The 22796-nt window shown below is 60.4% G+C and carries 24 protein-coding genes and 1 tRNA gene; 11 read left to right on the forward strand and 14 right to left on the reverse strand.

Annotated features, from left to right (window positions below; all coding sequences use genetic code 11):
- Positions 1–4: 4 nt before the first annotated feature.
- Genes G5V57_RS21550 through G5V57_RS21565 form a run of 4 tightly spaced genes read left to right on the forward strand, consistent with a single transcriptional unit; the run spans position 5 to position 4026 of the window.
- Complete coding sequence (locus tag G5V57_RS21550) at positions 5–313, forward strand: chaperone NapD (protein ID WP_165169600.1); 309 nt, start codon at positions 5–7, stop codon at positions 311–313.
- 4 nt (positions 314–317) lie between these two features.
- Positions 318–2813 (forward strand): periplasmic nitrate reductase subunit alpha, encoded by a 2496-nt coding sequence (gene napA, locus G5V57_RS21555; RefSeq protein ID WP_165169601.1) that lies wholly within the window; start codon positions 318–320, stop codon positions 2811–2813.
- Positions 2786–3289, forward strand: coding sequence for a nitrate reductase cytochrome c-type subunit (locus G5V57_RS21560; protein WP_371744580.1), 504 nt, complete (start codon positions 2786–2788; stop codon positions 3287–3289). The genes napA and G5V57_RS21560 overlap by 28 nt, the downstream gene beginning before the upstream one ends.
- An 8-nt stretch (positions 3290–3297) precedes the next feature.
- Positions 3298–4026: a cytochrome c3 family protein gene (locus tag G5V57_RS21565; protein ID WP_165169603.1), complete on the forward strand. Its 729-nt coding sequence runs from the start codon at positions 3298–3300 to the stop codon at positions 4024–4026.
- Positions 4027–4037: 11 nt separating this feature from the next.
- Here the strand turns inward: G5V57_RS21565 and G5V57_RS21570 are convergent, their stop codons facing one another.
- The 3 genes from G5V57_RS21570 to G5V57_RS21580 form a co-directional block, all read right to left on the reverse strand.
- Complete coding sequence (locus tag G5V57_RS21570) at positions 4038–4667, reverse strand: glutathione S-transferase family protein (protein ID WP_165169604.1); 630 nt, start codon at positions 4665–4667, stop codon at positions 4038–4040.
- 66 nt (positions 4668–4733) lie between these two features.
- Positions 4734–6056, reverse strand: a complete 1323-nt coding sequence (gene gltX / locus G5V57_RS21575) for a glutamate--tRNA ligase (RefSeq protein ID WP_165169605.1) — start codon at positions 6054–6056, stop codon at positions 4734–4736.
- A gap of 1 nt (position 6057) precedes the next feature.
- On the reverse strand, positions 6058–7716 hold the full coding sequence (locus tag G5V57_RS21580) for an NAD+ synthase (protein WP_165169606.1): 1659 nt from the start codon (positions 7714–7716) through the stop codon (positions 6058–6060).
- A 77-nt stretch (positions 7717–7793) separates the two neighbouring features.
- Here G5V57_RS21580 and G5V57_RS21585 point away from each other — a divergent pair, with 77 nt between their 5' ends.
- Both G5V57_RS21585 and G5V57_RS21590 read left to right on the forward strand, forming a co-directional pair.
- Positions 7794–8765, forward strand: a complete 972-nt coding sequence (locus G5V57_RS21585; protein WP_165169607.1) for a 2-dehydropantoate 2-reductase — start codon at positions 7794–7796, stop codon at positions 8763–8765.
- Positions 8766–8803: 38 nt separating this feature from the next.
- Complete coding sequence (locus tag G5V57_RS21590; protein WP_165169608.1) at positions 8804–9784, forward strand: neutral zinc metallopeptidase; 981 nt, start codon at positions 8804–8806, stop codon at positions 9782–9784.
- Positions 9785–9861: 77 nt separating this feature from the next.
- On the opposite strand, the gene G5V57_RS21595 is transcribed toward G5V57_RS21590, so the two are convergent.
- Together G5V57_RS21595 and G5V57_RS21600 are read right to left on the reverse strand one after the other, a co-directional pair.
- Positions 9862–10140: a hypothetical protein gene (locus tag G5V57_RS21595; RefSeq protein WP_165169609.1), complete on the reverse strand. Its 279-nt coding sequence runs from the start codon at positions 10138–10140 to the stop codon at positions 9862–9864.
- Positions 10141–10255: 115 nt separating this feature from the next.
- On the reverse strand, positions 10256–11692 hold the full coding sequence (locus G5V57_RS21600; protein ID WP_165169610.1) for an undecaprenyl-phosphate glucose phosphotransferase: 1437 nt from the start codon (positions 11690–11692) through the stop codon (positions 10256–10258).
- A gap of 586 nt (positions 11693–12278) precedes the next feature.
- Between G5V57_RS21600 and G5V57_RS21605 the strand changes: the two genes are divergently transcribed.
- The 4 genes from G5V57_RS21605 (at position 12279) to G5V57_RS21620 (ending at position 15429) form a co-directional block, all read left to right on the forward strand.
- On the forward strand, positions 12279–12908 hold the full coding sequence (locus G5V57_RS21605) for a L,D-transpeptidase (RefSeq protein WP_246737310.1): 630 nt from the start codon (positions 12279–12281) through the stop codon (positions 12906–12908).
- Positions 12908–13333, forward strand: coding sequence for a hypothetical protein (locus G5V57_RS21610; protein ID WP_165169611.1), 426 nt, complete (start codon positions 12908–12910; stop codon positions 13331–13333). Before G5V57_RS21605 ends, G5V57_RS21610 begins: the two co-directional genes overlap by 1 nt.
- Before the next feature lie 166 nt (positions 13334–13499).
- Complete coding sequence (locus G5V57_RS21615) at positions 13500–15053, forward strand: sulfotransferase (RefSeq protein WP_165169612.1); 1554 nt, start codon at positions 13500–13502, stop codon at positions 15051–15053.
- Between the two features lie 34 nt (positions 15054–15087).
- Positions 15088–15429, forward strand: a complete 342-nt coding sequence (locus G5V57_RS21620; RefSeq protein ID WP_165169613.1) for a hypothetical protein — start codon at positions 15088–15090, stop codon at positions 15427–15429.
- Between the two features lie 58 nt (positions 15430–15487).
- Here the strand turns inward: G5V57_RS21620 and G5V57_RS21625 are convergent, their stop codons facing one another.
- The 9 genes from G5V57_RS21625 to G5V57_RS21665 all read right to left on the reverse strand — a co-directional run bounded on the left by G5V57_RS21625 (position 15488) and on the right by G5V57_RS21665 (position 21582).
- Entirely contained in the window at positions 15488–16846 is a 1359-nt protein-coding gene (locus G5V57_RS21625) for a porin (RefSeq protein ID WP_165169614.1), read from the reverse strand.
- A 319-nt stretch (positions 16847–17165) separates the two neighbouring features.
- Complete coding sequence (locus G5V57_RS21630) at positions 17166–17993, reverse strand: bifunctional allantoicase/(S)-ureidoglycine aminohydrolase (RefSeq protein WP_165169615.1); 828 nt, start codon at positions 17991–17993, stop codon at positions 17166–17168.
- A gap of 185 nt (positions 17994–18178) precedes the next feature.
- On the reverse strand, positions 18179–18529 hold the full coding sequence (locus tag G5V57_RS21635) for a hypothetical protein (protein ID WP_165169616.1): 351 nt from the start codon (positions 18527–18529) through the stop codon (positions 18179–18181).
- A gap of 85 nt (positions 18530–18614) precedes the next feature.
- A complete protein-coding gene (locus tag G5V57_RS21640; RefSeq protein ID WP_165169617.1) occupies positions 18615–18815 on the reverse strand; it encodes a hypothetical protein in 201 nt (66 codons plus the stop codon).
- Positions 18816–18828: 13 nt separating this feature from the next.
- On the reverse strand, positions 18829–19614 hold the full coding sequence (locus tag G5V57_RS21645) for a DUF2092 domain-containing protein (RefSeq protein ID WP_246737715.1): 786 nt from the start codon (positions 19612–19614) through the stop codon (positions 18829–18831).
- Between the two features lie 446 nt (positions 19615–20060).
- Positions 20061–20468, reverse strand: coding sequence for a hypothetical protein (locus G5V57_RS21650; protein ID WP_165169618.1), 408 nt, complete (start codon positions 20466–20468; stop codon positions 20061–20063).
- Between the two features lie 3 nt (positions 20469–20471).
- Positions 20472–20780 carry a hypothetical protein gene (locus tag G5V57_RS21655; RefSeq protein ID WP_165169619.1) on the reverse strand — a complete coding sequence of 103 codons (309 nt, stop codon included), beginning with the start codon at positions 20778–20780 and terminating at the stop codon, positions 20472–20474.
- 573 nt (positions 20781–21353) lie between these two features.
- Positions 21354–21497 (reverse strand): hypothetical protein, encoded by a 144-nt coding sequence (locus tag G5V57_RS21660; protein WP_165169620.1) that lies wholly within the window; start codon positions 21495–21497, stop codon positions 21354–21356.
- 9 nt (positions 21498–21506) lie between these two features.
- A tRNA-Val gene (locus G5V57_RS21665) sits at positions 21507–21582 on the reverse strand.
- A 673-nt stretch (positions 21583–22255) separates the two neighbouring features.
- Between G5V57_RS21665 and G5V57_RS21670 the strand changes: the two genes are divergently transcribed.
- Positions 22256–22792: a hypothetical protein gene (locus G5V57_RS21670; protein ID WP_165169621.1), complete on the forward strand. Its 537-nt coding sequence runs from the start codon at positions 22256–22258 to the stop codon at positions 22790–22792.
- Positions 22793–22796 lie beyond the last annotated feature (4 nt).

Genomic DNA, 22796 nt, shown 5'->3' on the forward strand with positions numbered 1-22796 from the left:
CGAGATGCGCAAACCGATCGACAGACGCCAATTCCTGGCCGGTCAGGTCGCCGCGAGATCCGGTCGGCCAAGCCACATTTCGAGCGCGCTGGTGCTGGCCTTCTCGGATCGGCACGCCGACATTGCCGAGCGGATCGCGCGTCTGCCCGACACCGAAGTGCATGGCATCGTGAACGGCAAGATCGTGGTCGTGCTGGAGGGCGCCGATGTCGGTGAGATCGGCGAGCGATTGACGGCCATATCTCTGATGGACGGCGTGCTCGCCGCGAATCTCGTGTTTGAACAGTATTGCGAAACGGAAGCGGAGGGATGACGGCATGAAACTGTCCCGCCGCGATATGCTGAAAGCGCAGGCTGCCAGCCTCGCGGTGATGGCGGCGAATATGGGCCATCCGGCGGAAGCGCAACCGGTCGAAGGCGGGGTAGAGGCGCTGGAGATAAAATGGTCGAAGGCGCCCTGCCGCTTTTGCGGCACCGGTTGCGGTGTCATGGTGGGGGTGAAGGAAGGTCGCGTCATCGCGACCCATGGCGACACCAGGGCCGAGGTCAATCGCGGCCTCAACTGCGTCAAGGGGTATTTTCTCTCGAAGATCATGTATGGCGAGGACAGGCTGACTCAGCCCTTGTTGCGCAAGAAGGACGGTGTCTTCGCCAAGGACGGCGACTTCACGCCGGTCAGCTGGGAGGAAGCCTTCGACGTAATGGCGGCGAAGGCGAAGCAGGTCCTGGCGGCGAAGGGACCGACCGCGATCGGCATGTTTGGATCGGGCCAATGGACGATCTGGGAGGGCTATGCCGCGACGAAGCTGATGCGCGCCGGCTTCCGCTCCAACAATCTCGACCCCAACGCGCGCCATTGCATGGCATCCGCCGCCTACGCCTTCATACGCACTTTCGGCTCGGATGAGCCAATGGGCTGCTACGACGACTTCGAAGTCGCCGACGCCTTCGTGCTGTGGGGCTCGAATATGGCCGAGATGCATCCGATACTTTGGACGCGCGTTGCCGACCGCAGGCTCGGTGCCCCCCATGTGAAGGTCGCCGTGCTGTCGACCTTCACTAATCGCAGCGCCGATCTGGCCGACATCCCGATCGTCTTCAAGCCCGGCACCGATCTCGCGATCCTCAATTACATTGCCAACCACATCATCACGACCGGGAGAGTTAACCGCGAGTTTGTCGACAAGCATACCAAGTTCGCCCGCGCCGCGACCGATATTGGCTATGGGCTCAGACCCGACGACCCGCGCGAGCTGGCGGCGCGGAAGGCCGAGGATGTCACGCGCACCGAGCCCATGGATTTCGAAGCCTATGCCGCCTTCGTCAAGTCATATGATCTCAAGATGGTGTCAGAGCTTTCGGGCGTGGAGCCGGGTTTTCTCGAGGCACTCGCCGAGCTTTATGCCGATCCTGGTCGCAAGGTGGTGTCGTTGTGGACAATGGGTTTCAACCAGCATGTCCGTGGCGTCTGGGCGAACCACCTCGTCTACAATCTGCATCTTCTTACCGGCAAGATCTCTGAACCGGGCAACAGCCCGTTCTCTCTCACCGGTCAGCCATCGGCCTGCGGCACGGCGCGCGAGGTCGGCACATTCGCCCACCGTCTGCCGGCGGACATGACCGTGGTCAATCCCGAGCACCGCCGGCATGCGGAGGAAATCTGGCGGATCCCGCATGGCGTGATCCCCGAGAAGCCCGGCTATCACGCGGTCGAGCAGGATCGGATGCTGCGCGACGGAAAGCTCAATTTCTACTGGATACAGGTCAACAACAATCTGCAGGCCGCGCCCAACAGCTCGAACGAGACCTATCCTGGCTATCGAAATCCTGAGAATTTCATCGTCGTATCGGACGCCTATCCGACGGTCACGGGGCTTGCCGCCGATCTGATCCTGCCCACCGCGATGTGGGTGGAGAAGGAAGGCGCCTATGGCAATGCCGAACGGCGCACCCATTTCTGGCATGAGCTCGTAACGGCTCCCGGTGAGGCGCGCTCCGACCTGTGGCAGCTGATGGAGTTCTCGAAGCGCTTTACCACCGATGAGGTCTGGCCCGCCGACATTCTCGCCGCCAATCCGGACCGGCGCGGCAAGACTCTGTTCGAGGTGTTGTTCAAGAACGGCAATGTCGACCGGTTTCCGACGACCGAGATCGACGCCGGCTATGAGAATCACGAGTCCAGGGACTTTGGCTTCTATGTGCAGAAGGGCCTGTTCGAGGAATATGCCACCTTCGGCCGCGGCCATGGTCACGACCTGGCACCCTTCGCCACCTATCACGAAGTGCGCGGCCTGCGCTGGCCGGTCGTCGATGGCAAGGAGACGCTCTGGCGCTATCGCGAGGGCCGCGATCCCTATGTCAAGCCGGGCAGGGGCGTCGAGTTCTATGGCAACAAGGATGGACGCGCGAATATTGTGGCGGCGCCCTACGAGCCGCCGGCCGAGATGCCCGATGCGGAATACGACTTCTGGCTGGTGACCGGTCGTGTGCTCGAACACTGGCATTCGGGCTCCATGACCATGCGTGTGCCCGAGCTCTACCGGGCATTTCCGGGCGCGCGCTGCTTCATCAATCCCGACGATGCGCGAAAGCTCGGCCTCAATCAGGGGGCGGAGGTTAGGATCGTTTCGCGGCGCGGCGATATCCGGACCCGGGTAGAGATGCGCGGCCGCAACCGCATGCCGCCCGGTGTGGTGTTCGTTCCGTGGTTCGATGCGAGCCAGCTCATCAACAAGGTGACGCTCGACGCGACCGACCCGATTTCGAAACAGACCGATTTCAAGAAATGCGCCGTCAAGGTCGTACGGATATGATGAGCCGGAGATCGATGGCCGTCGCCGGCCTGGTTCTGTGTGGACTCTTCGTCCTCACGGCGGCCGCGTTTTCGGCCGGCGGCGGCGCCCCCGACATCATCCCGCGCCTGACCGGCGCCGACGACCCGATGGGCGACATCAAGGCACCACCCCTCGATCGTCCCGTAACCGACGACGTCAGGCGAATGCGGAACTATCCCGAGCAGCCGCCGGTCATTCCCCATTCGATCGACGGCTATCAGCTGACGCTGGGAACGAACCGCTGTCTTTCCTGTCATAAGCGCGAATTCACCGAAGGCTCAGGCGCGCCGATGATCAGCATCACGCACTTCATGGATCGTGACGGTCAGGTTCTCTCCGACGTGACGCCGCGCCGCTATTTCTGTACGGCTTGCCATGTGCAGCAGACTGACGCTCGCCCCCTGGTGCCGAATATGTTCCGTGATGCGAAGGATATCGGCGCAACTCAGCAATAGGGCGGGATATGGCGAAGCTTGGCAATGTGTTTCGTCCGATTTGGGATATCCTTCTGCGTTACTGGAGGATCATCAGTCGTCCGAGCGCCTATTTCAGCCTGGGCTTTCTCACGCTGGGCGGCTTCATCTGCGGCGTGATCTTCTGGGGCGGATTCAATACGGCGCTCGAAGTCACCAATACCGAGAAATTCTGCATTTCATGCCATGAGATGCGTGACAATGTCTATCAGGAGCTGACGCAGACGGTGCATTTCTCCAACCGCTCAGGCGTGCGTGCGACCTGTCCGGATTGTCATGTGCCGCATGAGTGGACCCGCAAAATCGCCCGCAAGATGCAGGCCTCGAAGGAGGTCTGGGGCAAGATTTTCGGCACGATCGCGACCCGGCAGAAATTCCTCGAAATGCGACGTGAGCTGGCCGAGCATGAATGGGCGCGCCTCAAGGCGAATGACTCGCTCGAATGCCGAAATTGCCATTCAGCGGTCGCCATGGACTTCACCCGGCAGACCCGGCGCGCCGCTGAGATCCATAGCCGCTTCCTGGTGACGGGCGAACGGACGTGCATCGATTGCCACAAGGGGATCGCGCATCTCCTGCCTGACATGACCGGCGTCGATCCGGGTTGGAAGGTGCCGCCGGAACTGCAGGGCAGCGGGGATATGTCCTGGCACGGTGCAGCGCGCGCGCTTCGCATGTATGTCGAAGCGACGTCCGGCGCCCCCGGGACTGACCCCTGATAGCGTCCGGATCAGACCCTCGTCGGCATCACTTCGTCGGGCGCCGGCTTCGCCTTGTCGAACGCATCGAGCGCCTCGCAACGCTCAGCCAGTTTTTCAAGGCGCGGATAGCGCCCGGTCGGGAAGGCTTCCGGCAGGCGCAAATTCAGATAGCCGATCAGGCAGCCCAACGTCACATCGGCCTGAGTGAACTTTCTGCCGGAATACCAGGGTTCGCCGGCATGCGCGTCGAGATGGACAAGGGCGCCGGAAAGCTGCGCCATGCAACGCACCGTCCATTCATGGGCGATGCCTTGCGGGACGTGGAAATGCCGCTCATAGACGACCGCGAGCGTCTTCTCGATGGCGCCCGTGGCGAGCGCCACGATCTGCAGCACGCGGCGGCGCTCCTCGCCGCTCGGCGGAGTGAGCGCCTTTTTCGGCCCCACCATCTCGTCGAGATAGTCGATGATGGCGCCGCTGTCATGCAGCGTCTCGCCGCCGTCGATGATCAGCGAGGGGATACGCATCAGGGGATTGATCTCGACCATTCCAGGATGGAAGACCGACAATCGGTTGCGCTCGAAGCGCAGGTGATAATGATGCAGCGTCACCGCGACGCGGCGCACGAACGGGGAATCATACTGACCGACGAGGATCATAGGCGTGCCCTAATCTCGAACCTCGGAACATTAAGGCTTTTGCATCGGCGATCAATGCCGATCAGTCTATCCCGCCAATCGCATGGCGGCTTTGTCGCGCCCGATGAGTGGCAAAAGGAGAGCAAGTTCCGGCCCATGATCGAGGCCAGTCAGCGCCAGGCGCAGCGGCATGAACAAAGCCTTGCCCTTGCGGCCGGTAGCGGATTTGACGGTCTCCGTCCAATTCTTCCAGGTGTCGCCGGTCCAGGGAGCGCTCGGCAGAAGGCTTGCCGCAACCTTGATGAAATCGCGGTCCTCAGGGGCGATCTGAGGGGTGACCTCGCCGGCGACAATTGCCCGCCAGTGATTCACATCGGCGAACACCGTGAGATTGCCGCGCACCGCGAGCCAGAAGGCCTCATCGCCATGTTCGAGCCGCGACTTCACGGACGCGTAAGGCAGCATATGCAGAAGCCTGGCATTGAGGCCGCGCAACTCGTTGTCGTCGAAACGGGCCGGCGCCCGCGACAGCTTGGCGAGATCGAAACCGTCGACGAGTTCGCGATAATCGATGCAGGGATGGATCGAGTCCGAGGTGCCGAGCAACGCCGCATGGCTCACCACCGCCATGGCTTCGAGCCCTTCCTCGCGCAAGGAGGCGATCGACAGGGAGCCGAGCCGCTTCGACAGCCCCTGGCCGTCGGCGCCCGTGAGCAGGCTGTGGTGGGCGAAGTGCGGAACCTTGCCGCCGAGCGCCTCGAAGATCTCGATCTGCACAGCGGCATTGACGACATGGTCCTCGCCGCGGATCACATGGGTGATGCCGAAGTCGATGTCGTCTACGACCGAGGGCAGCGTATAGAGATAAGTACCGTCCTCGCGCACCAGCACCGGATCGGAGAGGTTGGTGGTGTCGATATGCTGCGGCCCGCGGATAAGGTCGACCCATTCGACGGTGCGATTGTCGAGCTTGAAGCGCCAATGCGGCTTGCGGCCTTGCGCCTCGAGCGCCTGGCGCTCCTCCTCAGTGAGATTCAAGGCGGCCCGGTCATAGACCGGCGGCTGATGCCGCGCGAGTTGGCGCTTGCGCCGTCTTTCGAGCTCGTCCGGCGTCTCGTAGCAGGGATAGAGACGGTCTGCCGCTTTGAGTTTCTCGGCCGCGGCGCGGTAGCGGTCGAAGCGCTTCGACTGATACTCGACCCGGTCCGGCACGATGCCTAGCCAGTCGAGATCGCGCGCAATGCCTTCCGCGAATTCCGCCGTCGAGCGCTCCAGATCGGTGTCGTCATAGCGCAGCACGAAGCTGCCGTCCGATTTGCGTGAAAACAGCCAGTTGAGAATAGCCGTTCGCGCATTGCCGATATGGATGCGGCCGGTGGGCGAAGGCGCGAAGCGTAAAATTGGGGCCATGTCAGCTTCTGTCTCTGAAACCATTAACGATTGGATAGCGCCGGTCGCGGCCGAAATTGCGCCGGGTGATCTTGACGCCGGGTGCCGCCTGCCGGCGTTTGTATTCCGCCACATAGAGCATGTGCTGGATCCGCTTCACCAAGGCTTCTGCATGGCCGCGCTTGACGATATCGGCGACCGGCATTTCCTCTTCGACCAGACCGGAAAGTATGTCGTCGAGCGCGTCATAGGGCGGCAGCGTGTCCTGATCGGTCTGGTTCTCGCGCAATTCGGCCGTCGGCGCCTTGCTGATGATGCGTTCGGGAATGACCAGGCCGTCCGGCCCCTTGAGGCCCTTGGGCCGGTTCTCGTTGCGCCAACGTGCGAGCCGATAGACCTGGGTCTTGTAGACGTCCTTGATTGGGTTGAAGCCGCCATTCATGTCGCCATAGAGTGTCGCGTAGCCGACCGACATTTCCGACTTGTTGCCGGTGGTCAGCACCATGGCGCCGAACTTGTTGGAGATCGCCATCAGGATCACCCCGCGGCTGCGCGACTGGATGTTCTCCTCCGTCGTGTCGATGTTCTTGCCGTTGAACATCGGTTTGAGCGCCGAAAGGAAGCCCTCGACCGGCTCCTTGATCGGCACGACGTCGTAGCGCACGCCGAGCGCCTTGGCGCAGGCTTCCGCATCGGTGAGACTGTCGCGGCTCGTATAGGCGTAAGGCAACATCACGCAATGGACGCGTTCGGGCCCCAGCGCGTCGACCGCCATCGCGGCGACCACGGCTGAATCGATGCCGCCGGAAAGTCCCAGCACCACGCCGGGAAAGCGGTTCTTCTCGACATAGTCCCTGAGACCGAGGACGCAGGCGAGCCAGGTCTCTTCTTCCTTTTCCGGGAGGCGGGCGATGTCGCTTTTCTTCATGTGCCAGCCGGCATCGCCGCGCACCCATTCGGTGATGGCGACGGCTTCCTCGAACATCGGCATCTGCAGTGCGAGGCTGCGATCGGCATTGAGGACGAAGGAAGCGCCGTCGAAGACGAGCTCGTCCTGTCCCCCGACCTGGTTGAGATAGGCAAGCGGCAGACCGGTCTCGGTGATACGCGCCACAACGAGGTTGAGCCGCGTGTCGTCCTTGTTCTGCTCGAAGGGCGAGCCATTGGGGACGAGCAGGATTTCGGCGCCCGTCTCGGCCAGGGTCTCGCAGGATTCCTCGGTCCAGATATCCTCGCAGATCGGCACGCCGAGGCGCACGCCCTTGAAGCTGATCGGGCCGGGTGCTGGGCCCGCGTCGAAGACCCGCTTCTCGTCGAAGACGCCATAATTCGGCAGATCATGCTTGAAGCGCAAGGTTTCGATCTTGCCGTTATTCAGGAGCGCCACGGCATTGTGGAGTTTCTCGCCATCGCGCCAGGGCAGGCCCATCAGCACGGCCGGCCCACCTGCTGTGTCGTGGGCCAAGTCCTCTGCAGCGGCGCGGCAAGCCGAGACGAAAGAGGGGCGCAGGACCAGATCTTCCGGCGGATAGCCGCAAATATAGAGCTCCGGAAACAGAATAAGATCGGCCCCCGCCTTGCGGGCGGCGGCAACGGCGTCCCGCGCCTTGGCGAGATTCTCGGTGACCGCGCCGACGGTCGGGTTGAGCTGGGCGAGGGCGATGACGAGATGGTCGGTCATGCGAAGGCTATTAGCTTACGCCGGCATTTCCATCAAATGCTCTGGCTGCACATCAGTGTTGGGCTTAAAGTACGGATATGACGAGGATTTGCGTTTTCGGCGCCGGTGCGATCGGCGGCTATGTCGGGGCAAGGCTCGCCAAGGCCGGCGTGGCGGACGTCTCCCTGGTGGCGCGCGGTACCCATCTGGAGGCGATGCGGGCAAAGGGCTTGAGCGTCACGCAGGCTGGCGAGACCTATACGGTCCACCCTAAAGTGACGGACGACCCGCGCGGTCTGGGGCGGCAGGATTTCATCATCATGACCCTCAAGAGCCACGCCCTGCCGGTAATCGCCGACACTCTTGCGCCGCTCATCGGCACCGACACGGTATTGCTCTTCGGCCAGAATGGCCTGCCTTGGTGGTATTTCTACAAACATGGCGGTCGCTTCGACGGCCGCGTCCTCGAAAGCGTCGATCCGGGCGGGACTTTGTGGAGAAAACTCGATCCCGAACGGGCGCTGGGCGCGGTGATCTGGCAGGCGGCCGTGCTGGGGCGTCCTGGCCATGTCATCCACGGCTTCGGCAATCGCTTGGCGATCGGCGAGCCTTCCGGCGAAGTCAGCGCCAGGGCGCAGGCCTTGAGCGCGATCCTGGGACAAGCCGGCGTCGAGAGTCCGATCAGGCCCAATCTGCGCAGCGAGATATGGCTCAAGCTATGGGGCAACCTGAGCTTCAATCCGGTGAGCGTGCTGACCGGTGGCACTCTTGAGGGGCTGGCGCGCGACTCCGGCACACGTGCCGTGCTCGCCGCCATGATGGAAGAGGCGCGCACGGTGGGCGAAGCCCTGGGCGTCAAATTTTCCGTAAGCGTCGAGGAGCGCCTCGACATGGCCGCCAAGGTAGGCGCGCATCGCAGCTCCATGTTGCAGGATGTCGAGGCCGGCCGGCCGACCGAACTCGACGCCCTGCTGGGGGCAGTCATCGAATTGGCGCAAATGACAGGCATTGCGACTCCAGCACTGAAACTGGTGTATGATCTTGCACGGTTCCGCGTCCAGGTGGCATAGCGCGGGATCATCGGAGAGGCACAGGAGGCAGTGACGACATGAGACTCGACAATGAACGGCCCAGCGACAATATCGAGGATCGCCGCGGCCAAGGCGGCGGCTTCGGCTTCCCGCGTGGCGGTGGCGGCGGCTTCCAGATACCGATGGGCGGCGGCGGACGCGGCCTCAGCCTCCAGACCATCATATTGCTGGTGGCAGTCTATCTGATCGCGAAATTCGTCTTCGGCGTGGATCTCCTCCAGATGTTCACCGGGGGAGACCAGGTGCAGCCGCCTGGCCAGCAGCAGAGCGAGACGCAGCAGCCCTCCGGCGGACAATCCACCAGTCAGACCCAGCAGCAGCAGTCTTCCGGCCAGGCCCAGGTCGACGTGACGGGTGACGCCGGCAAGGATTTCGTTGCTCGCGTCCTCGGCTCGACCGAACGCGTCTGGACCCAGAAGTTCCAGGAGATCGGCCGTCAATATCAGAAGCCGACCCTCGTCCTGTTCAACGGCTTCGTGCAGTCGGCTTGCGGCATGGCGCAGTCGGCCATGGGGCCGTTCTATTGCCCGGGCGACAACAAGGTCTATATCGACCTCTCCTTCTATCAGGACATGAAGAACAAGCTCGGCGCGCCCGGTGATTTCGCCCAGGCCTATGTAATCGCGCACGAGGTAGGCCACCACGTCCAGAACCAGCTCGGCATCGCCGCCAAGGTCACCGAGGCGCGCATGCAGGCTTCGGAAGCCGAGGCCAATGCCCTGTCGGTCCGCATGGAGCTGCAGGCCGATTGCTTCGCCGGCATTTGGGCCAAGACCGCCAATGACAAGAATAAAATTCTCGAGGAAGGCGATGTCGAGGAAGGCCTGAATGCAGCATCGGCTATTGGCGACGACCGCCTGCAGCGCCGGTCGCAAGGCTATGTCGTTCCGGAATCCTTCACCCATGGCACGTCCGAGCAGCGCGTGCGCTGGTTCAAGCGCGGCCTCGAGACGGGCGACATGAAATCCTGTGATACCTTCGCGACCGATCAGATCTGATCGGTAGTGTGGGGTTCTGAAACAAAAGCGGGCGCTCCGATTGCCGGGGCGCCCGTTCGCATTCGTGTAAGGATCTGTCAGCCCTTGCTCATCGCATTCTTGATGAGACCGGCGATGACCGTGAGGATCGCGCCGCCGCCCGCGCCACCGATCACGCTCTGGATGATATTGCTCGACGTGGCGGAGGCGTCGGCCGCCGACATGCCCATGTAGTGCTGGAGAATCTGGCCGAGGATGAGGCCGCCAACTGCGCCGACGATAGAATTGCCGACTGTGCCGAGGCTGGCATTCTTGACCGCAGCGCCGGCCCCGTTGCCGCCCAGCGCGCCGAGGACTAGCTGAATGATGAAATCCATGACTTAACCCCTCTATGGTTGCCCAAAGCTGCATTTCTGCAGCTTCTGGGAGTCTATACCTCCACCGACCAGCGTAAAGAGCGATTATCGGCGCTGTGCATAGACTGGTTCAGAGTCAATAGGCATTCTGGGTTTTGAGCAGCGCCAAGGGAGTTCGCGCGAGGATGTAGAGATCGAAGCCGAGCGACCACCGATCGATGTAGTCGAGGTCGTAAAGGACACGCTGCTCGATCTTCTCCTTGGTGTCGGTCTCGCCGCGCCAGCCATTGATCTGGGCCCACCCGGTGATCCCCGGTCTCACCCGGTGGCGGGCGAAATATCCGTCGACGACTTGTTCGTAGAGCGCTTCCTGCGCCTTTGCCTGGGTGGCGTGCGGGCGTGGTCCGACAAGAGAAAGGTCACCTTTCAACACATTGAAAAGCTGGGGTAATTCATCGAGCGAGGTCTTGCGGATGAAACGCCCGACGAGAGTCACGCGCGGGTCACCCTTGCTTACCAGGCGTGTTGCGTCGGCGTCGGCCAGAGCGACATGCATCGAGCGGAATTTGTAGATCTCGATGAGCTCGTTGTTGAAGCCGTAGCGGCGCTGTTTGAACAGGATGGGTCCCTTGCTGTCGAGGCGAACCGCGAGCGCGGTCGCGGCAAGGACAGGCCACAGCAGGACGATGAACAGGAGCGCCAGAGTCCGATCCATCGCCGCCTTGAGGAAGGACGACCAGCCGGTCAGCGGGCGGTCGAAGACGGCGAGCAGCGGCAGGTTGCCAAGATGTGTATAGGCGCGCGGGCTCAATTTGAGCTTGGAGGCCTGGCCACTGATTCGGATGTCCACAGGCAGTTCCCAAAGCCGCTTCAGGATCTGCAGTAGCCGCGCTTCGGCGGATAGCGGTATCGCGACGATGATGAGATCGACCCGATTCTCACGCGCGAAACCGGCAAGCGCGCTGATCTTGCCGAGCTTCTTATGGGTGCGGACCGCTTCCGGGCTCCTGTCGTCGAAGCGGTCGTCGAACAGGCCGACAATATCGATGTCGAGGCCGGGGGAAGATTCGAGCGACTCGATGGCTTCCTCGGCCGCCTTGCCGCCGCCGACGATGGCGATGCGCTTGGTGAATCGGCCGGCACGGTCGAGAGGTCTGACCCACAAAGCGACGGCACCGCGCGTCACGATCAGATAGGCCGCTACGAGGAGTGCCCAGCTGTCGAGCCACAACAAGGGAAGAGCAATGAGGCCGAGCCAGGCCAGGAGAAAGTTGAAGGCACCCGCCGCGAGACAGGTCAGGATGGAAAACAGGATGGACCGGAAGCCGTGACGCAGCGAGGTGATGTCGTAGAGACCGAAGCTGCGCATCGCGACCATGGCAAGCAGCACCAGCTCGAGGACGAAAAAGCCGATGAGGGCGTTATTGTCACCAGTGCCGGGGAGGTTCGCGAAGCCGAGCGTAAGGACGAGCCCGCCAAAGCAGAGGAAGACGAAGTCGAGCCCCTTGAGCAGACGCTGGAATACTTCCACATCGATATAGGACTTGCGCCCCTCAGTCCGCCTCTCGACCATTCCAGGTCCCCCGCCCACCTGCCTCGTCGCCTCGAATTCAATTCAAATCCGAGGAGTCGAAATCGTTATCAATCCATTTGGAGCTTACGCACCTCGAAGTCGAGCGATTTGACTGCACGTGCTCCCGATTCGCGAGGCCCTTAACATGGGGGCGTATAAGCAGTGGTAAAGTATCTGGACTGGCCGGCGGTCCCGCCAAAAATAAACCCCGCACGAGATGCGGGGTTTGAAGGGGTCGGGTGCTGTCAGGAGACGGGAACAAATTCGGGCGAAGCCGTCTCGTGTCATGAGCACCGTATCATTTCGGGCCGCCTGATTCACGTTAATCAGCGGTTAAGCCTGATGACTTGTTAAGGCATTCCGTGCGATTTTAATGAAAGAAGCGTGCCCTTCCGGCCAATTGAAGGCGATTGGAAAAGGTTCTAGACCACAGGACTGTCTCTCAGACATCGAGTACACAAGATAAGTCGCGTTTTGCGCAGGTTAGGGGAAACCAGTGCCCATTTTCCCGGCCGGGTGCGGATGGATGCCGCAGTCTTGCCATCTGTGCATGTAGTTAATCAATAAGGGCTGTGGAGGAAGTGCAGTGTCCGGACCAGTTTTGACGCGTCGAAACTTCATTGCGGGAGCCCTGGCCTGCGCCTCGCCCCTGCCGGTTGGCCTTATGACGACGCCCGCCTGGGCCGATCAGGACCCCGACGATCCGTTCGCGCTTCCGCCTTTCGACGAGAAGAAGCTGCCGAAGGACTTCCGCCGTACGGTGGTTGAGTATCCGACGCGCCATTGGCCCGGCACCATCATCATCAACACAGGCTCGCGTCAGCTGTTTCTGGTCCTCGAGAACCAGCAGGCGATACGTTTCGGCTGCGCCGTCGGCCGCGACGGCTTCCGCTGGGCCGGGCTTGCCGATGTGGGCCGCAAGGTGATGTGGCCGCGCTGGACGCCGCCCAAGGACATGATCGAGCGCAGCCCCGAAAAGGCGAAATGGAAGGACGGGATGCCGGGAGGGCCTCAGAACCCTCTGGGGGCGCGGGCACTCTATTTGTTCCAAAATGGCGGCGACACGCTTTATCGCATCCACGGCACCAACGAGCCGATGTCGATCGGCAAGAATGCATCTTCCGGCTGCATCCGCATGATCAATCAAGATGTCATCGAACTCTATCGCCGCACGCCCGTCGGTTCGCGGGTCGTCGTCATGGCGGAGGGCATTTGATGCGAGCCTCCCGTATCAAGGTTTGCACGGTTATCGCTTTTGTTGCCCTTCTCCTGGGTGCCTGCAGCTCGAGTTCGACACGCGTCGATGATACGGGCGTCAGCGTGCCGCCGCCGCCCACGGTTCCGACCGGCCCGATGAAGGCGGGTGAGATCATGAAAATCCTGTCGGGCAACAGTTTCCGCTTCACGCGCGCTGGGAACCGCACCGGCACCACGACCTTCAACAGCGACGGCACCTTCAGCTACCAGGAAAACGGCAAGGGCGAGGGCACCGGCATCTGGCAGGCGAGCGACGGCTCGCTCTGCGAGGCCTTCAACCCGACGAGCTTCCTTCCCAGAGGCACGCGGACAGAGTGTTCCCCGTTCAAGCAGACGTCACAGGGCACTTATGCGGCCGGCAGCGCCATGTTCGAGGCGATGTAGGCGGGATCGGTTTGGACCCTACCGTCTGACGCTTATGCCTTCGCATGAGGCGCGCTCGGAGGGTAGCCTTGCAGCCGCCTCGTAACCTGTGGTTTAGTATCCGTAAATGAAGAAATTCCGTCCGAAGGCAGCTCCTGCCGCACCGCTCTTCAGGCAGCCTGACCGGGTGCTCGAGGCCATCAAGAAAATCGGAACTTTGGTGCATAAGAAGGAGTGGGCCACTGCCGAGGCCGATGCCCTGAAGCTTTTGCAGGACCATCCGAACAGGCCGGATGTCCATAACATTCTGGGCATCATCTACAAGCAGCAGAACAAGCGTGGTCCGGCCCTGAAGCATCTTGAATTTGCGGCCAAGGCCGAGCCGCGGAATCCCATTTATCTGAACAATGTCGGCCGATTCTATCTCGATTCCAGGGCGATCGAGCTGGCTCTGCCTTTCCTCCACAACGCCTTGCTCATCAATCCGAAGCAGACGGAGACGCTGCTGGCAATCGGTGAATATTACCGGCAGGTCGGCAAGGCCGCTCTCGCCTTGCCCTATCTCGAGCGCGCCCGCGGGCTGAGCCCGGACGACAATAGAGTGAAAATGGCGATCGCCGAAAGCTTTGATGTCGTGGGAAGGCTGGACGAATCCAACCGACTCTATGAAGAGTTGCGGGGCGACCGCCGGTACCTCGCAATGTCTCTCTACCGTTTGGCAATGAACCAACCCACGGAACTTCATGGCCTAGTCATGAGTGAGGCCCAGAAGCTTCTGGAAGGAGCCGAGCAGGACGACAAGGAGGCGAGCATGCTGCATACTTCCTTGGGGTTCATCCATGAAAAGGCCGGGCGATATCCATTGGCGTTCAGGCATTTTGAAGAGGCCAATCGCCTGGGGAAAATGGATGCCGGCATAGAAATTTTCCGGAAATGGGTGGATAGCGTCATCGCCGCCTTTACGCCAGAAACCTTGCGCGCCCACGCGCATAAGGGCAGCCCGAGCGAGATTCCGGTGCTTGTGGTCGGCATGCCCCGTTCCGGCACGACCCTGACCGAACAAGTGATCGCAAGTCACGGTCAGGCCGCGGGCGCTGGTGAATTGCAACGAATCAATCAGTTGGCCAGATCTCTCCAATTCGCATCTGGCCGACCGGTAGACAGGTTATTCGCGACCTTGGAGACGATGCCGCCCCCGTCGCTGCGTGAATTCGCGGACAATTACGTGAAGCTTCTGGAGTTTCATGGTCCAAAGGCGCTACGGGTCGTCGACAAGATGCCGCACAATTTTATCAATCTCGGGGTGGTCGCGATGCTGTGGCCGAGTGCCCGTATCGTCCACTGCAAACGCAACCCGGTCGACACATGCTGGTCCTGCTTCCAGAACCCGCTCAACGATGCGCATCCCTACAGTCGTGATCTGGTCTCTCTCGGCCTGTATTATCGCGAATATTCGCGTCTCATGGATCACTGGAAGCAGCTGATGCCGCACCAGATCTACGAGCTCAACTACGAGAAGTTCACAGCAGACTTCGAGGCTGAGGCGCGCAAGATGATTGATTTTCTGGGCCTGTCCTGGGACGAGGCGTGCCTCAACTTCCATGAAAGCGGCTCGACCGTTCAGACGTTCAGTCGCCGCCAGGTCAGGAATCCCGTCTATAAGAGTTCGGTCGAGCGCTGGCGGCGATACGAGAACGAATTGCAGCCCTTGGTGTCGGCCCTGGGGGATCTCGTTCACTAGATAGAGCATCGGACCGAAAAGCTTGTGGTCGGGCTTGACCCGACCATGCGAAGTGGTTTTCAGACAAACCGATGCGCAAATCAAAGAATTAGGTGAGCATCCGGCGCTCTGGCGCTGCACTTGCCCTTCTGAGCTTTCCCGCACCAGCCAGACTGAAGAGGAAGTCGCATTTCTCCCCGAATGCAGGCGCGGCACTTCCTCTGAGCGGATAAGCTTCTGGCGCGGGACGCAAAAAAGCGGCACCGGTTTTTCGCAAGAATCCCGCGCTAGCATAGAAGAATGGAAGCACGTTTATGAGCTTGGATTGATTCAATCGAACCTCATCGTGATCTATGAATCAGAAACCCCGCCGCATCGCTGCGACGGGGCTCTGTAGGAAATCGGCTTGGTGTCAGGAAGCGGGAGCGATCCCCACCAAGCTACTCTATGTGTAATTACGGGAAGCGGAGCCAGGTGCCGAAGAAGACTTGGAGGCTGTCCGCATCTTGTTCGTCGACGAAGACCGCAGCGGCCTGGCCGTTGTTTCGAGTCCCTACAACCACGTTCTCTACGTCCTGGAAGTCGACATAGGTCGCACCGACACCCAAAGTGACCTGGCTGACCGGATCCCAGTAGATGCCGCCGCCGACGCCGAGAGCCGTGCCGGCTTCGTCATAGTCTTCATAACCGACACCCAGTTCGATGCGGGTGTCTTCCGTGATGTTGGCCAGCAAGCCGAGCGAGGCAGCCCAGAAGTCTTCGTCGACCGTGAGCGGGGAGATGTTGTTGGCGTACTGATTGGTGCCCTGGCCAACGACACCACCGGCCGTCAGCTGGAACATCTCGCCGAGGCCAATGGTAGCGCCGCCACCGACCGCCCAGTCATCACTATCACCCATATCATCCTGCTGATACATGCCGACGATCTGGCCGGTGAAGGCATCCGACGAATACATCACATAGCCTTCGACGGCGGGAATGTCGCTGCGGTCAGCCTGCCGTGTGGAGACGAGATTAGTAACAATGGCGGTGGTCGGCCCGCCGGTCCCCGGGACAACCACCGCGGCCGTCGTAACGTCGAAGGTCGTGCCAGCGTCCGAGTCCTCAACCGAGATCGCGAAGGACAGCGGGCCGGAGGCATAGGTCAGGCGCATCTGCTCGTTATTGGGGTTCGACGGGCCGAAGGACCGCACCGGGCCGGTAGCCGCGACCCAGTCCCAACCCACCTGCAACGCGCCGGTGTTGTCGTTATAGCCGGCCATCAGCTCCCAGTCCGGAGCGAATTTCCACCAGCCATAGGCCTTGTTCATCTTGGTGTTTTCGGAATAATCATTGAAGTTGCCGCCACCGGAGGCTTCCAGACGGAAATAGCCGCCGACTTCGCCGACCGCCGTGTCTGCCTTGCCCTTGATGAAGATACGGCCACGGACGGCGAGGTCCGCATTGTCGTCGAAGTCCGGAGTATTGATGTCCGTATAGATTATCGCGGTGCGGATTTCACCCGACACCGACACTTCGGCGGCCGGAGCTACGTCAGCCGTCGGAAGGACCGACAGCGTGAAGCCCGAATCGTCACGAACCTGGTCTGCGTTACGCTCCGGCAGGACGCCCTCATAGGTGCCCTGGCCGTCGCGGAACGTCAGAAGGCTGTAGCCTGAAGGCATCGAGGCCTGCGGCTGAGCCTCAAGCTGCGACACCCGCGTCTGCAGAGCCTCGATCTGCGCCTTGAGAGCGCTGAGATCGTCGGCTCGGGCAGCGGTGGCCGTTACGGCAAGAGCCGCACCGCCCAGAAGCGCCCACTTCATCGTTTTCATTTATGTCTCTCCCACTTCTTGGAGTTTTAAAGTGGCCCCCCCGATCCCCTACAAAACCGGTCTGGAAGGCTGCACGACCTGAATCGCGCATGAGCGTACCTTCTTCCCCGCGGGTTCCAGCGTCAAGTAACCTGGCCATCACCGTGGCAGAATCCTGACGAGTGTTGCCTATATGCCACAATCACGGTCGGGCAGGTTTCGCCCATGAGCGACGATACGGAAGGCCTCAAAGCGCCCACAACTTTAAGTTGTGTGCGGGGCGGAGAAGTCCATAAACCCTGATTAACCTGATAAATACGTCGCATCGACCGGGCTGGCGCTATCTGAAGCTCGGCAGGCGCATGTGCCGGTTGACGTCCTTGTAGAGGAGGTAACGGAAGTTCCCTGGTCCGCCGGCGTAGCAGGCCTGCGGGCAGAAGGCCCGGAGCCACATGAAGTCGCCGGCTTCCACTTCGACCCAGTCCTGATTCAGCCGGTACACCGCCTTACCCTCCAGCACATAGAGCCCATGCTCCATGACGTGTGTTTCGGCGAAGGGAATCACCGCCCCCGGGGCCAGAGTTACAATCGTGACATGCATGTCATGGCGCAGGTCGGCGAGGTCGACGAAGCGGGTGGTCGCCCAGCGGCCCTCGGTGCCCGGCATCGGGGCAGGGGCTATGTCCTTCTCATTGGTGACGAAAGCGGGAGGAGGCTCGAGGCCCTGGACCGCCTCATATGATTTGCGGATCCAGTGGAACTTGACGGCCATGGCGCCGTCATTGCGCACCGCCCAGGCCGCCGCCGGCGGAATAAAGGCATAGCCCCCCGGCTCCATGTCGTGGCTCTTGCCGGCCACGGTGAGTTTCAGCCGGCCCTCGACGATGAACAGGACACCCTCGGCCTTGTCGTCAGGCTCAGGCTGCGTGCTCCCGCCGCCCGGACCGACTTCCATGATGTACTGCGAGAAAGTCTCGGCAAAACCCGAGAGCGGGCGGGCGATGACCCAGACCCGGGTCTTTTCCCAGAAAGGCAGGTAGCTGGTGACGATGTCGCGCATGACGCCCTTGGGAATGACGGCATAGGCTTCGGTGAAAACGGCCCGCCCGGTAAGGATATCGCTTTGTGGCGGATGGCCGCCGAGGGCGGAGAAATAAGAGGAAGTCATGGGCTGGCGTCACCTGTCAGGAGTTTTCGCAGGAAAAACTAGGTGAGCCGGGACTCAAAGTCGAGCACTGAGCACCGCCTGGGCTGTTGCCCAGGTCGGCACGCTGGCGCTGTCACGAAGGCCTCCGTGCCTTCCGAATGCGATGAGACGCCTAGTCCTGGGATGACGGCGTCGCAAAAGAGGTACTACGGCTGGCCCCGGCTCGCGATATAGGGAACCGTCGGGTTGCCGGTTTGGCGAATTGACCATGTGTTGCCAGGAGGTCCGCCGCTCTCCCATGTCGTCCTGACCCGGTATTCATCAACCTTTTCCCATTTTCCGCTGTAGGTGGTGCCGTTCCAATTGATGAGTGCGCTGCCACCGGGTCTCAGTAGGAGCGCACCCTTGTTTTGGCCGTTTCTCTCGCTCCATTTCATGCCCTTCGCAAAGATCGTCTGAGGGTTCTCCACAAGTCCGCCGGCCGACACTTCTGTCGTGACAACCGAGCCGGCCAGTACCGCCGCAACTCCGGCGAGTATCATTCTGCGAGTGTACATGGTCTTACTCCCTTACCGTTTGGCGGAATGCATGGCAGTCTCCGCGCTACCGACGACGCCGCCACGCCACCGGTTTGAGCTCGCGCTAGCAGTTGTAGACGCCCGCGGCACATCGCCTGGCGGTTCGTCGTCCGACACCCGCGACGCTCACCGGCGTCAGCGGGCGGCCAACCCTGGCCTCGGCGCTGGAGACAACACCGAGATTTACCGGACCTCCTGTGATCTCGAGACAGAAGGCCGCGATGATCGCTAAGCCTATCGAAATTGCGATGTTCTTGAGTGTCATCGATCCTCTCCCTTCACTTTGAGGGGCGGAAATGGTCGGGCAATTCGTCTAGATCAGGAATGTCGCCGACCTTCGTCACTTCCTTTGCGCCTTCCGGAATCTTGAAGGCGAAATCATCGGCCGCGACTTCGCTGCCTGTCTTCCAGGATCGCACATCGATCGTATAGGACGGCCATCCCCTTACCTCGGTACTGGTCACCACATAGCGGCATGGATAGGGGCGGTCTCCCTGGGCAATCCAGATCTGCAGATCGACACCGTTCTTCGTACGGAACGCCAGATAGTCGCATTCGACTCCCCGGATCACGCCGCTACCCAGATCCTTGACATCCACCACCGCGGACATGAGGGCTTTGTACGGATCCGACATCAACAGGTCGGCCGCTGGCAGCGGCCTTTTGAACTTGTCGCGCAAGACGTCGACCAGATGATCGACCGTTCCCGGCACCTCGGCCTGGACATAGAGATTTCTGTCCTTGCCTAGGATCGACAGGCGCTTGCCGTCAAAAACCAGCTCGACATTCGCGAAACCGCCGGTACGCGTGACGCGCAGCTTGTCGGGCCGGTTGAGGGTTACAGTCCCCGAACTCGCCAGCGCGAGCTTCTGTTTCTTTCGGGTGACGACTTCCAGGCTCGTATCGTATTCGAATGAGATGGCATTCTGAGCAGCCAGATAATCCGACATCGCCTTGAGCAGTCGCTTGGCATCGGCTTCGTCGGCGCTGGCAGGAGTCATGGAGCCTGTGGCCACCGTCAAGAGTGCGGCAAAAACGAACCCGACACCTCTTGCCCATTTCATGAACGAGTAGGTCATGTGTCCTCCCTGAGCGCCGAATTGCGCTGCTCGGCCTGGGTCGGGGTCCAGATATGCCGCCGACCAGACCGAAGACGTCCTCCCGCACTGCCAATGCCGGAGAAGGCGTAGTTTTTTCGCAATATTGATCAACAGTGACGTGTCGTTTGGGCCAAATTCGCTCATTTATCTGGCTCCTTTCACCTTCAGGCGGGAGCGCCGTATCTCTAGTCCTCAGCGCCTTGGCTAGGAATGGAACGAGCTTGACGTTCGTTCATGATCGCACGAAACCGGGACGGAAACCACATGCCTTCGGAGCCGCATCTCGGCTAATCCGATCTTCAATGAAAGCCTTCGGTCCGTTCCGGTACAGTTTGTGGCAGCTACACTTCCCTTTTTTCGCGGCAATCACGAAGGCGGAAGCATCGCGGATTGTCCGGGCGGCATAATGCCTAGTCCCCATACACCACCACATCGGGAATCTCGAAGCGTTGATCGCCGATACGGGCAATGGTCAGGTCGCCCTGGCGCTCGCTCGTGAGCTTCGCATCGCCATCCGCCTGGCTGATATCGGCATTGACGAGCGCGCCCTTCTCGAAGAACGCCACGCGATTGCCGCCGTCCGGCCAGAAGACCGTCACCTGGGCCGTGCCTTCGCCTTGGCGCACCACACCGAATTTGCAATTCGTCATGGGCTGCCCCGAGACTCGGGCACAGGGAATTTCGCCCGTCGCGTTGAATCCGGTTCCGGGCACCAGTGCGTCGCCGCTCTCGCTCCCCGCCGGAACGCCGGCCGATCCCGAGATCTCGACAGTGAGACTGTAGTTGCAGAGTTCGTTTCGCCGCGCCGCGTTGCGCATCAGTTAGATCTGAACCGCATGATCGCCGGAAGCTGCGAGGTTGCCGGTGAATTCATTGCCGCTGACCGAACCGATGAAGATGGCTTCGGCGGAACCGGGCGGCAGCACGTTGAAATAGCAGCTACGATTGTCGGGGCTGAACTGCACCGACATCGCCTGACCCTGCGATGCGCCGAGGATGTACTTGATGCCATCATGGCCCTTGATCGCGCCCTTGAGAGTGGCCGAGGTCGCGCCGGCCTTGAACTTCACGACATGGGTCTGATCGACGGCCCCGGCAGGAGCGGAAAGTCCTAAGGCCAGAACGGTCATTCCCGGCAGAAACGGTCAAGTTCAAACGAACCATGATCATCTCCTCTGCTCAAGTCAGCTCAGGGCTGTGTGAGACTTCCGACAGTACCGGTGAAGTTTCTCATGGATTGCTGTCGCGGAAAAGGAGGCCGACCGCTACAAATATCCGGCCTGCAACTGAAATAGGACGTAGAAATTATCGCGAGGGTGCCGCGGATGGTGGCAGGCCTGGGTCAGGTCGTAAAGTTGCCAATTGCAGCCGATGAGCTCGTTGGCAAGCCGGTACGTAATTGCTTCTTATTGGAATGCCTTCACACATCAGACCCAACAAGCTAGAGTTGTCCGGCCTGGGAGAGACACAATGAAAGCCTGTGCGGGCTTGTTTGGGCTTGGCCTATTGGTCGTTGTCCTCTCGATTTCGGTATTGTGGGGAGTCAATCCCGCAAGCGCGAAGTTTTGTGGCTGTCATGTCGGTAGCCAGTGGAAGTGCTCTCTCGTAGAGGCATACTGCTTCAATGAGTGCCGGGAGCCATACAAGTTTTATTCTGATAGAGCGTCATGCATCAAAGGCCGCACACAGTCTCAGACGCCTGTTCAGTCCACAAAATCAAAACCCAAGAAAAAGTCCTGAGCTGCGGGAAAGGGGCGAATGGATAGATCGCCAGCGCGATCCTGGAGCCAGCCCTTGGTGCGGGTCAGCAAGTCCGAGACCGCTTCGGTTTGTGTCGGTTTTTTCATAGAATTGTCTGGTGGGCGATGCTGGACTCGAACCAGTGACACCTGCGATGTGAACACAGCGCTCTACCAACTGAGCTAATCGCCCGTACCAAGGGTGCCGCGAGTAAATCCAGTCAAATCAACGCTTTTCGATGAGTATCGTATCTGTGCGTAACTGTCGAGAGGTCGATAATCTGAGGTCTGAAAGTAAGTCGTTGTGACACAGTTGTGACAAGAACGCAGGGCGCATGGAGAACTCGACTTGTACCCTCCACGCGCGTGCAAGGCCATTCACGCGGTTGCGCAGACAGTGTCGGTATTCTGGCGGATTCGCCAGGCTGCAACGCGTGGAAGCGCGATATGCCTTCCGTCAACTCGCAGGTCTTACCTTTAATTCACTTGCGCAGACCGACCCTCCGGCTAGAAGGCGCGTTACGGAACCAAATTACGCCAGGAAGGGTCCGGCTCGACAAACTTCACCTTCGAGCGAGACGGGAAAGGCCAGCGAAATCTTCAGTGCTGGCTTTTCTAATTTAGTCGATTTCCCTCATTTAGTCGGGTTCGCTGGCGGGCGCGGACGGTGGCGAACCACTTTTCGCCTTTGGCCATAGCTGAGGTGCACTCTGGGCTAGTCGCTGACGACGCCGGTGTACTTGTATAGGTGTATTCCCGGTGGTAAGCACTTGTAACATGAACGTGCGTTATGCGTCAGGTCAATCAATGTCATCAGTTTGACTCTGGCGCACTGCCATCCGCGATCAAGTAGCGGGATGAGCTTCGTGAACAACACGACATTAGAAACTGATACCGCACAACTTAGCTGGCCCTTCGGCATTGGCGTAGCCCTGATAATTGGTGGCTACGTTCCACTGGCGCTGATTCCAGTCGTGACCAATTCCAATTTGCACTTGGGCATCAAGACAGCGCTTTCCGGACTTTTCGCGATCACGCCGTTTCTTTCGAAAATTGCCGCGGTAGCGGTGATGGGCAAACCGGGTTTCAATCTGGTCAAGCAACATGTGGCCAGATCCTTCGGCCGTATTTGGCCAGATCGAGTGAGCCGAACCCGCTACCGATTCGGGATTGCCTTGTTCGCGCTATCGATCATATTCGATCTACTGGTTCCATATTTCCCTGGTATCTTCGTGGACTGGAAATCCAACCCAGTCTTGTGGAGTATCGTCGGTGATGTAGGCATCATCGTGAGCTTCTTCACGCTTGGCGGTGAATTTTGGAACAAAGTAATGGCGCTCTTCAGCTACGATGCAAGAGTCGTAATTGCGACCGATAGCACAACGACTACAGGACCCACCTAGGGAC

Origin of the sequence: Nordella sp. HKS 07 (assembly GCF_011046735.1) — a bacterium.
Lineage (GTDB): Bacteria > Pseudomonadota > Alphaproteobacteria > Rhizobiales > Aestuariivirgaceae > Taklimakanibacter.

Coding starts and splice junctions, on each gene's coding strand:
- G5V57_RS21550 (WP_165169600.1), top strand. CDS start 5: ATGCGCAAACCGATCGACAGACGCCAATTCCTGGCCGGTCAGGTCGCC.
- napA (WP_165169601.1), top strand. CDS start 318: ATGAAACTGTCCCGCCGCGATATGCTGAAAGCGCAGGCTGCCAGCCTC.
- G5V57_RS21560 (WP_371744580.1), top strand. CDS start 2,786: ATGCGCCGTCAAGGTCGTACGGATATGATGAGCCGGAGATCGATGGCC.
- G5V57_RS21565 (WP_165169603.1), top strand. CDS start 3,298: ATGGCGAAGCTTGGCAATGTGTTTCGTCCGATTTGGGATATCCTTCTG.
- G5V57_RS21570 (WP_165169604.1), bottom strand. CDS start 4,667: ATGATCCTCGTCGGTCAGTATGATTCCCCGTTCGTGCGCCGCGTCGCG.
- gltX (WP_165169605.1), bottom strand. CDS start 6,056: ATGGCCCCAATTTTACGCTTCGCGCCTTCGCCCACCGGCCGCATCCAT.
- G5V57_RS21580 (WP_165169606.1), bottom strand. CDS start 7,716: ATGACCGACCATCTCGTCATCGCCCTCGCCCAGCTCAACCCGACCGTC.
- G5V57_RS21585 (WP_165169607.1), top strand. CDS start 7,794: ATGACGAGGATTTGCGTTTTCGGCGCCGGTGCGATCGGCGGCTATGTC.
- G5V57_RS21590 (WP_165169608.1), top strand. CDS start 8,804: ATGAGACTCGACAATGAACGGCCCAGCGACAATATCGAGGATCGCCGC.
- G5V57_RS21595 (WP_165169609.1), bottom strand. CDS start 10,140: ATGGATTTCATCATTCAGCTAGTCCTCGGCGCGCTGGGCGGCAACGGG.
- G5V57_RS21600 (WP_165169610.1), bottom strand. CDS start 11,692: ATGGTCGAGAGGCGGACTGAGGGGCGCAAGTCCTATATCGATGTGGAA.
- G5V57_RS21610 (WP_165169611.1), top strand. CDS start 12,908: ATGCGAGCCTCCCGTATCAAGGTTTGCACGGTTATCGCTTTTGTTGCC.
- G5V57_RS21625 (WP_165169614.1), bottom strand. CDS start 16,846: ATGAAAACGATGAAGTGGGCGCTTCTGGGCGGTGCGGCTCTTGCCGTA.
- G5V57_RS21630 (WP_165169615.1), bottom strand. CDS start 17,993: ATGACTTCCTCTTATTTCTCCGCCCTCGGCGGCCATCCGCCACAAAGC.
- G5V57_RS21635 (WP_165169616.1), bottom strand. CDS start 18,529: ATGTACACTCGCAGAATGATACTCGCCGGAGTTGCGGCGGTACTGGCC.
- G5V57_RS21640 (WP_165169617.1), bottom strand. CDS start 18,815: ATGACACTCAAGAACATCGCAATTTCGATAGGCTTAGCGATCATCGCG.
- G5V57_RS21645 (WP_246737715.1), bottom strand. CDS start 19,614: ATGAAATGGGCAAGAGGTGTCGGGTTCGTTTTTGCCGCACTCTTGACG.
- G5V57_RS21650 (WP_165169618.1), bottom strand. CDS start 20,468: ATGCGCAACGCGGCGCGGCGAAACGAACTCTGCAACTACAGTCTCACT.
- G5V57_RS21655 (WP_165169619.1), bottom strand. CDS start 20,780: ATGACCGTTCTGGCCTTAGGACTTTCCGCTCCTGCCGGGGCCGTCGAT.
- G5V57_RS21660 (WP_165169620.1), bottom strand. CDS start 21,497: ATGAAAAAACCGACACAAACCGAAGCGGTCTCGGACTTGCTGACCCGC.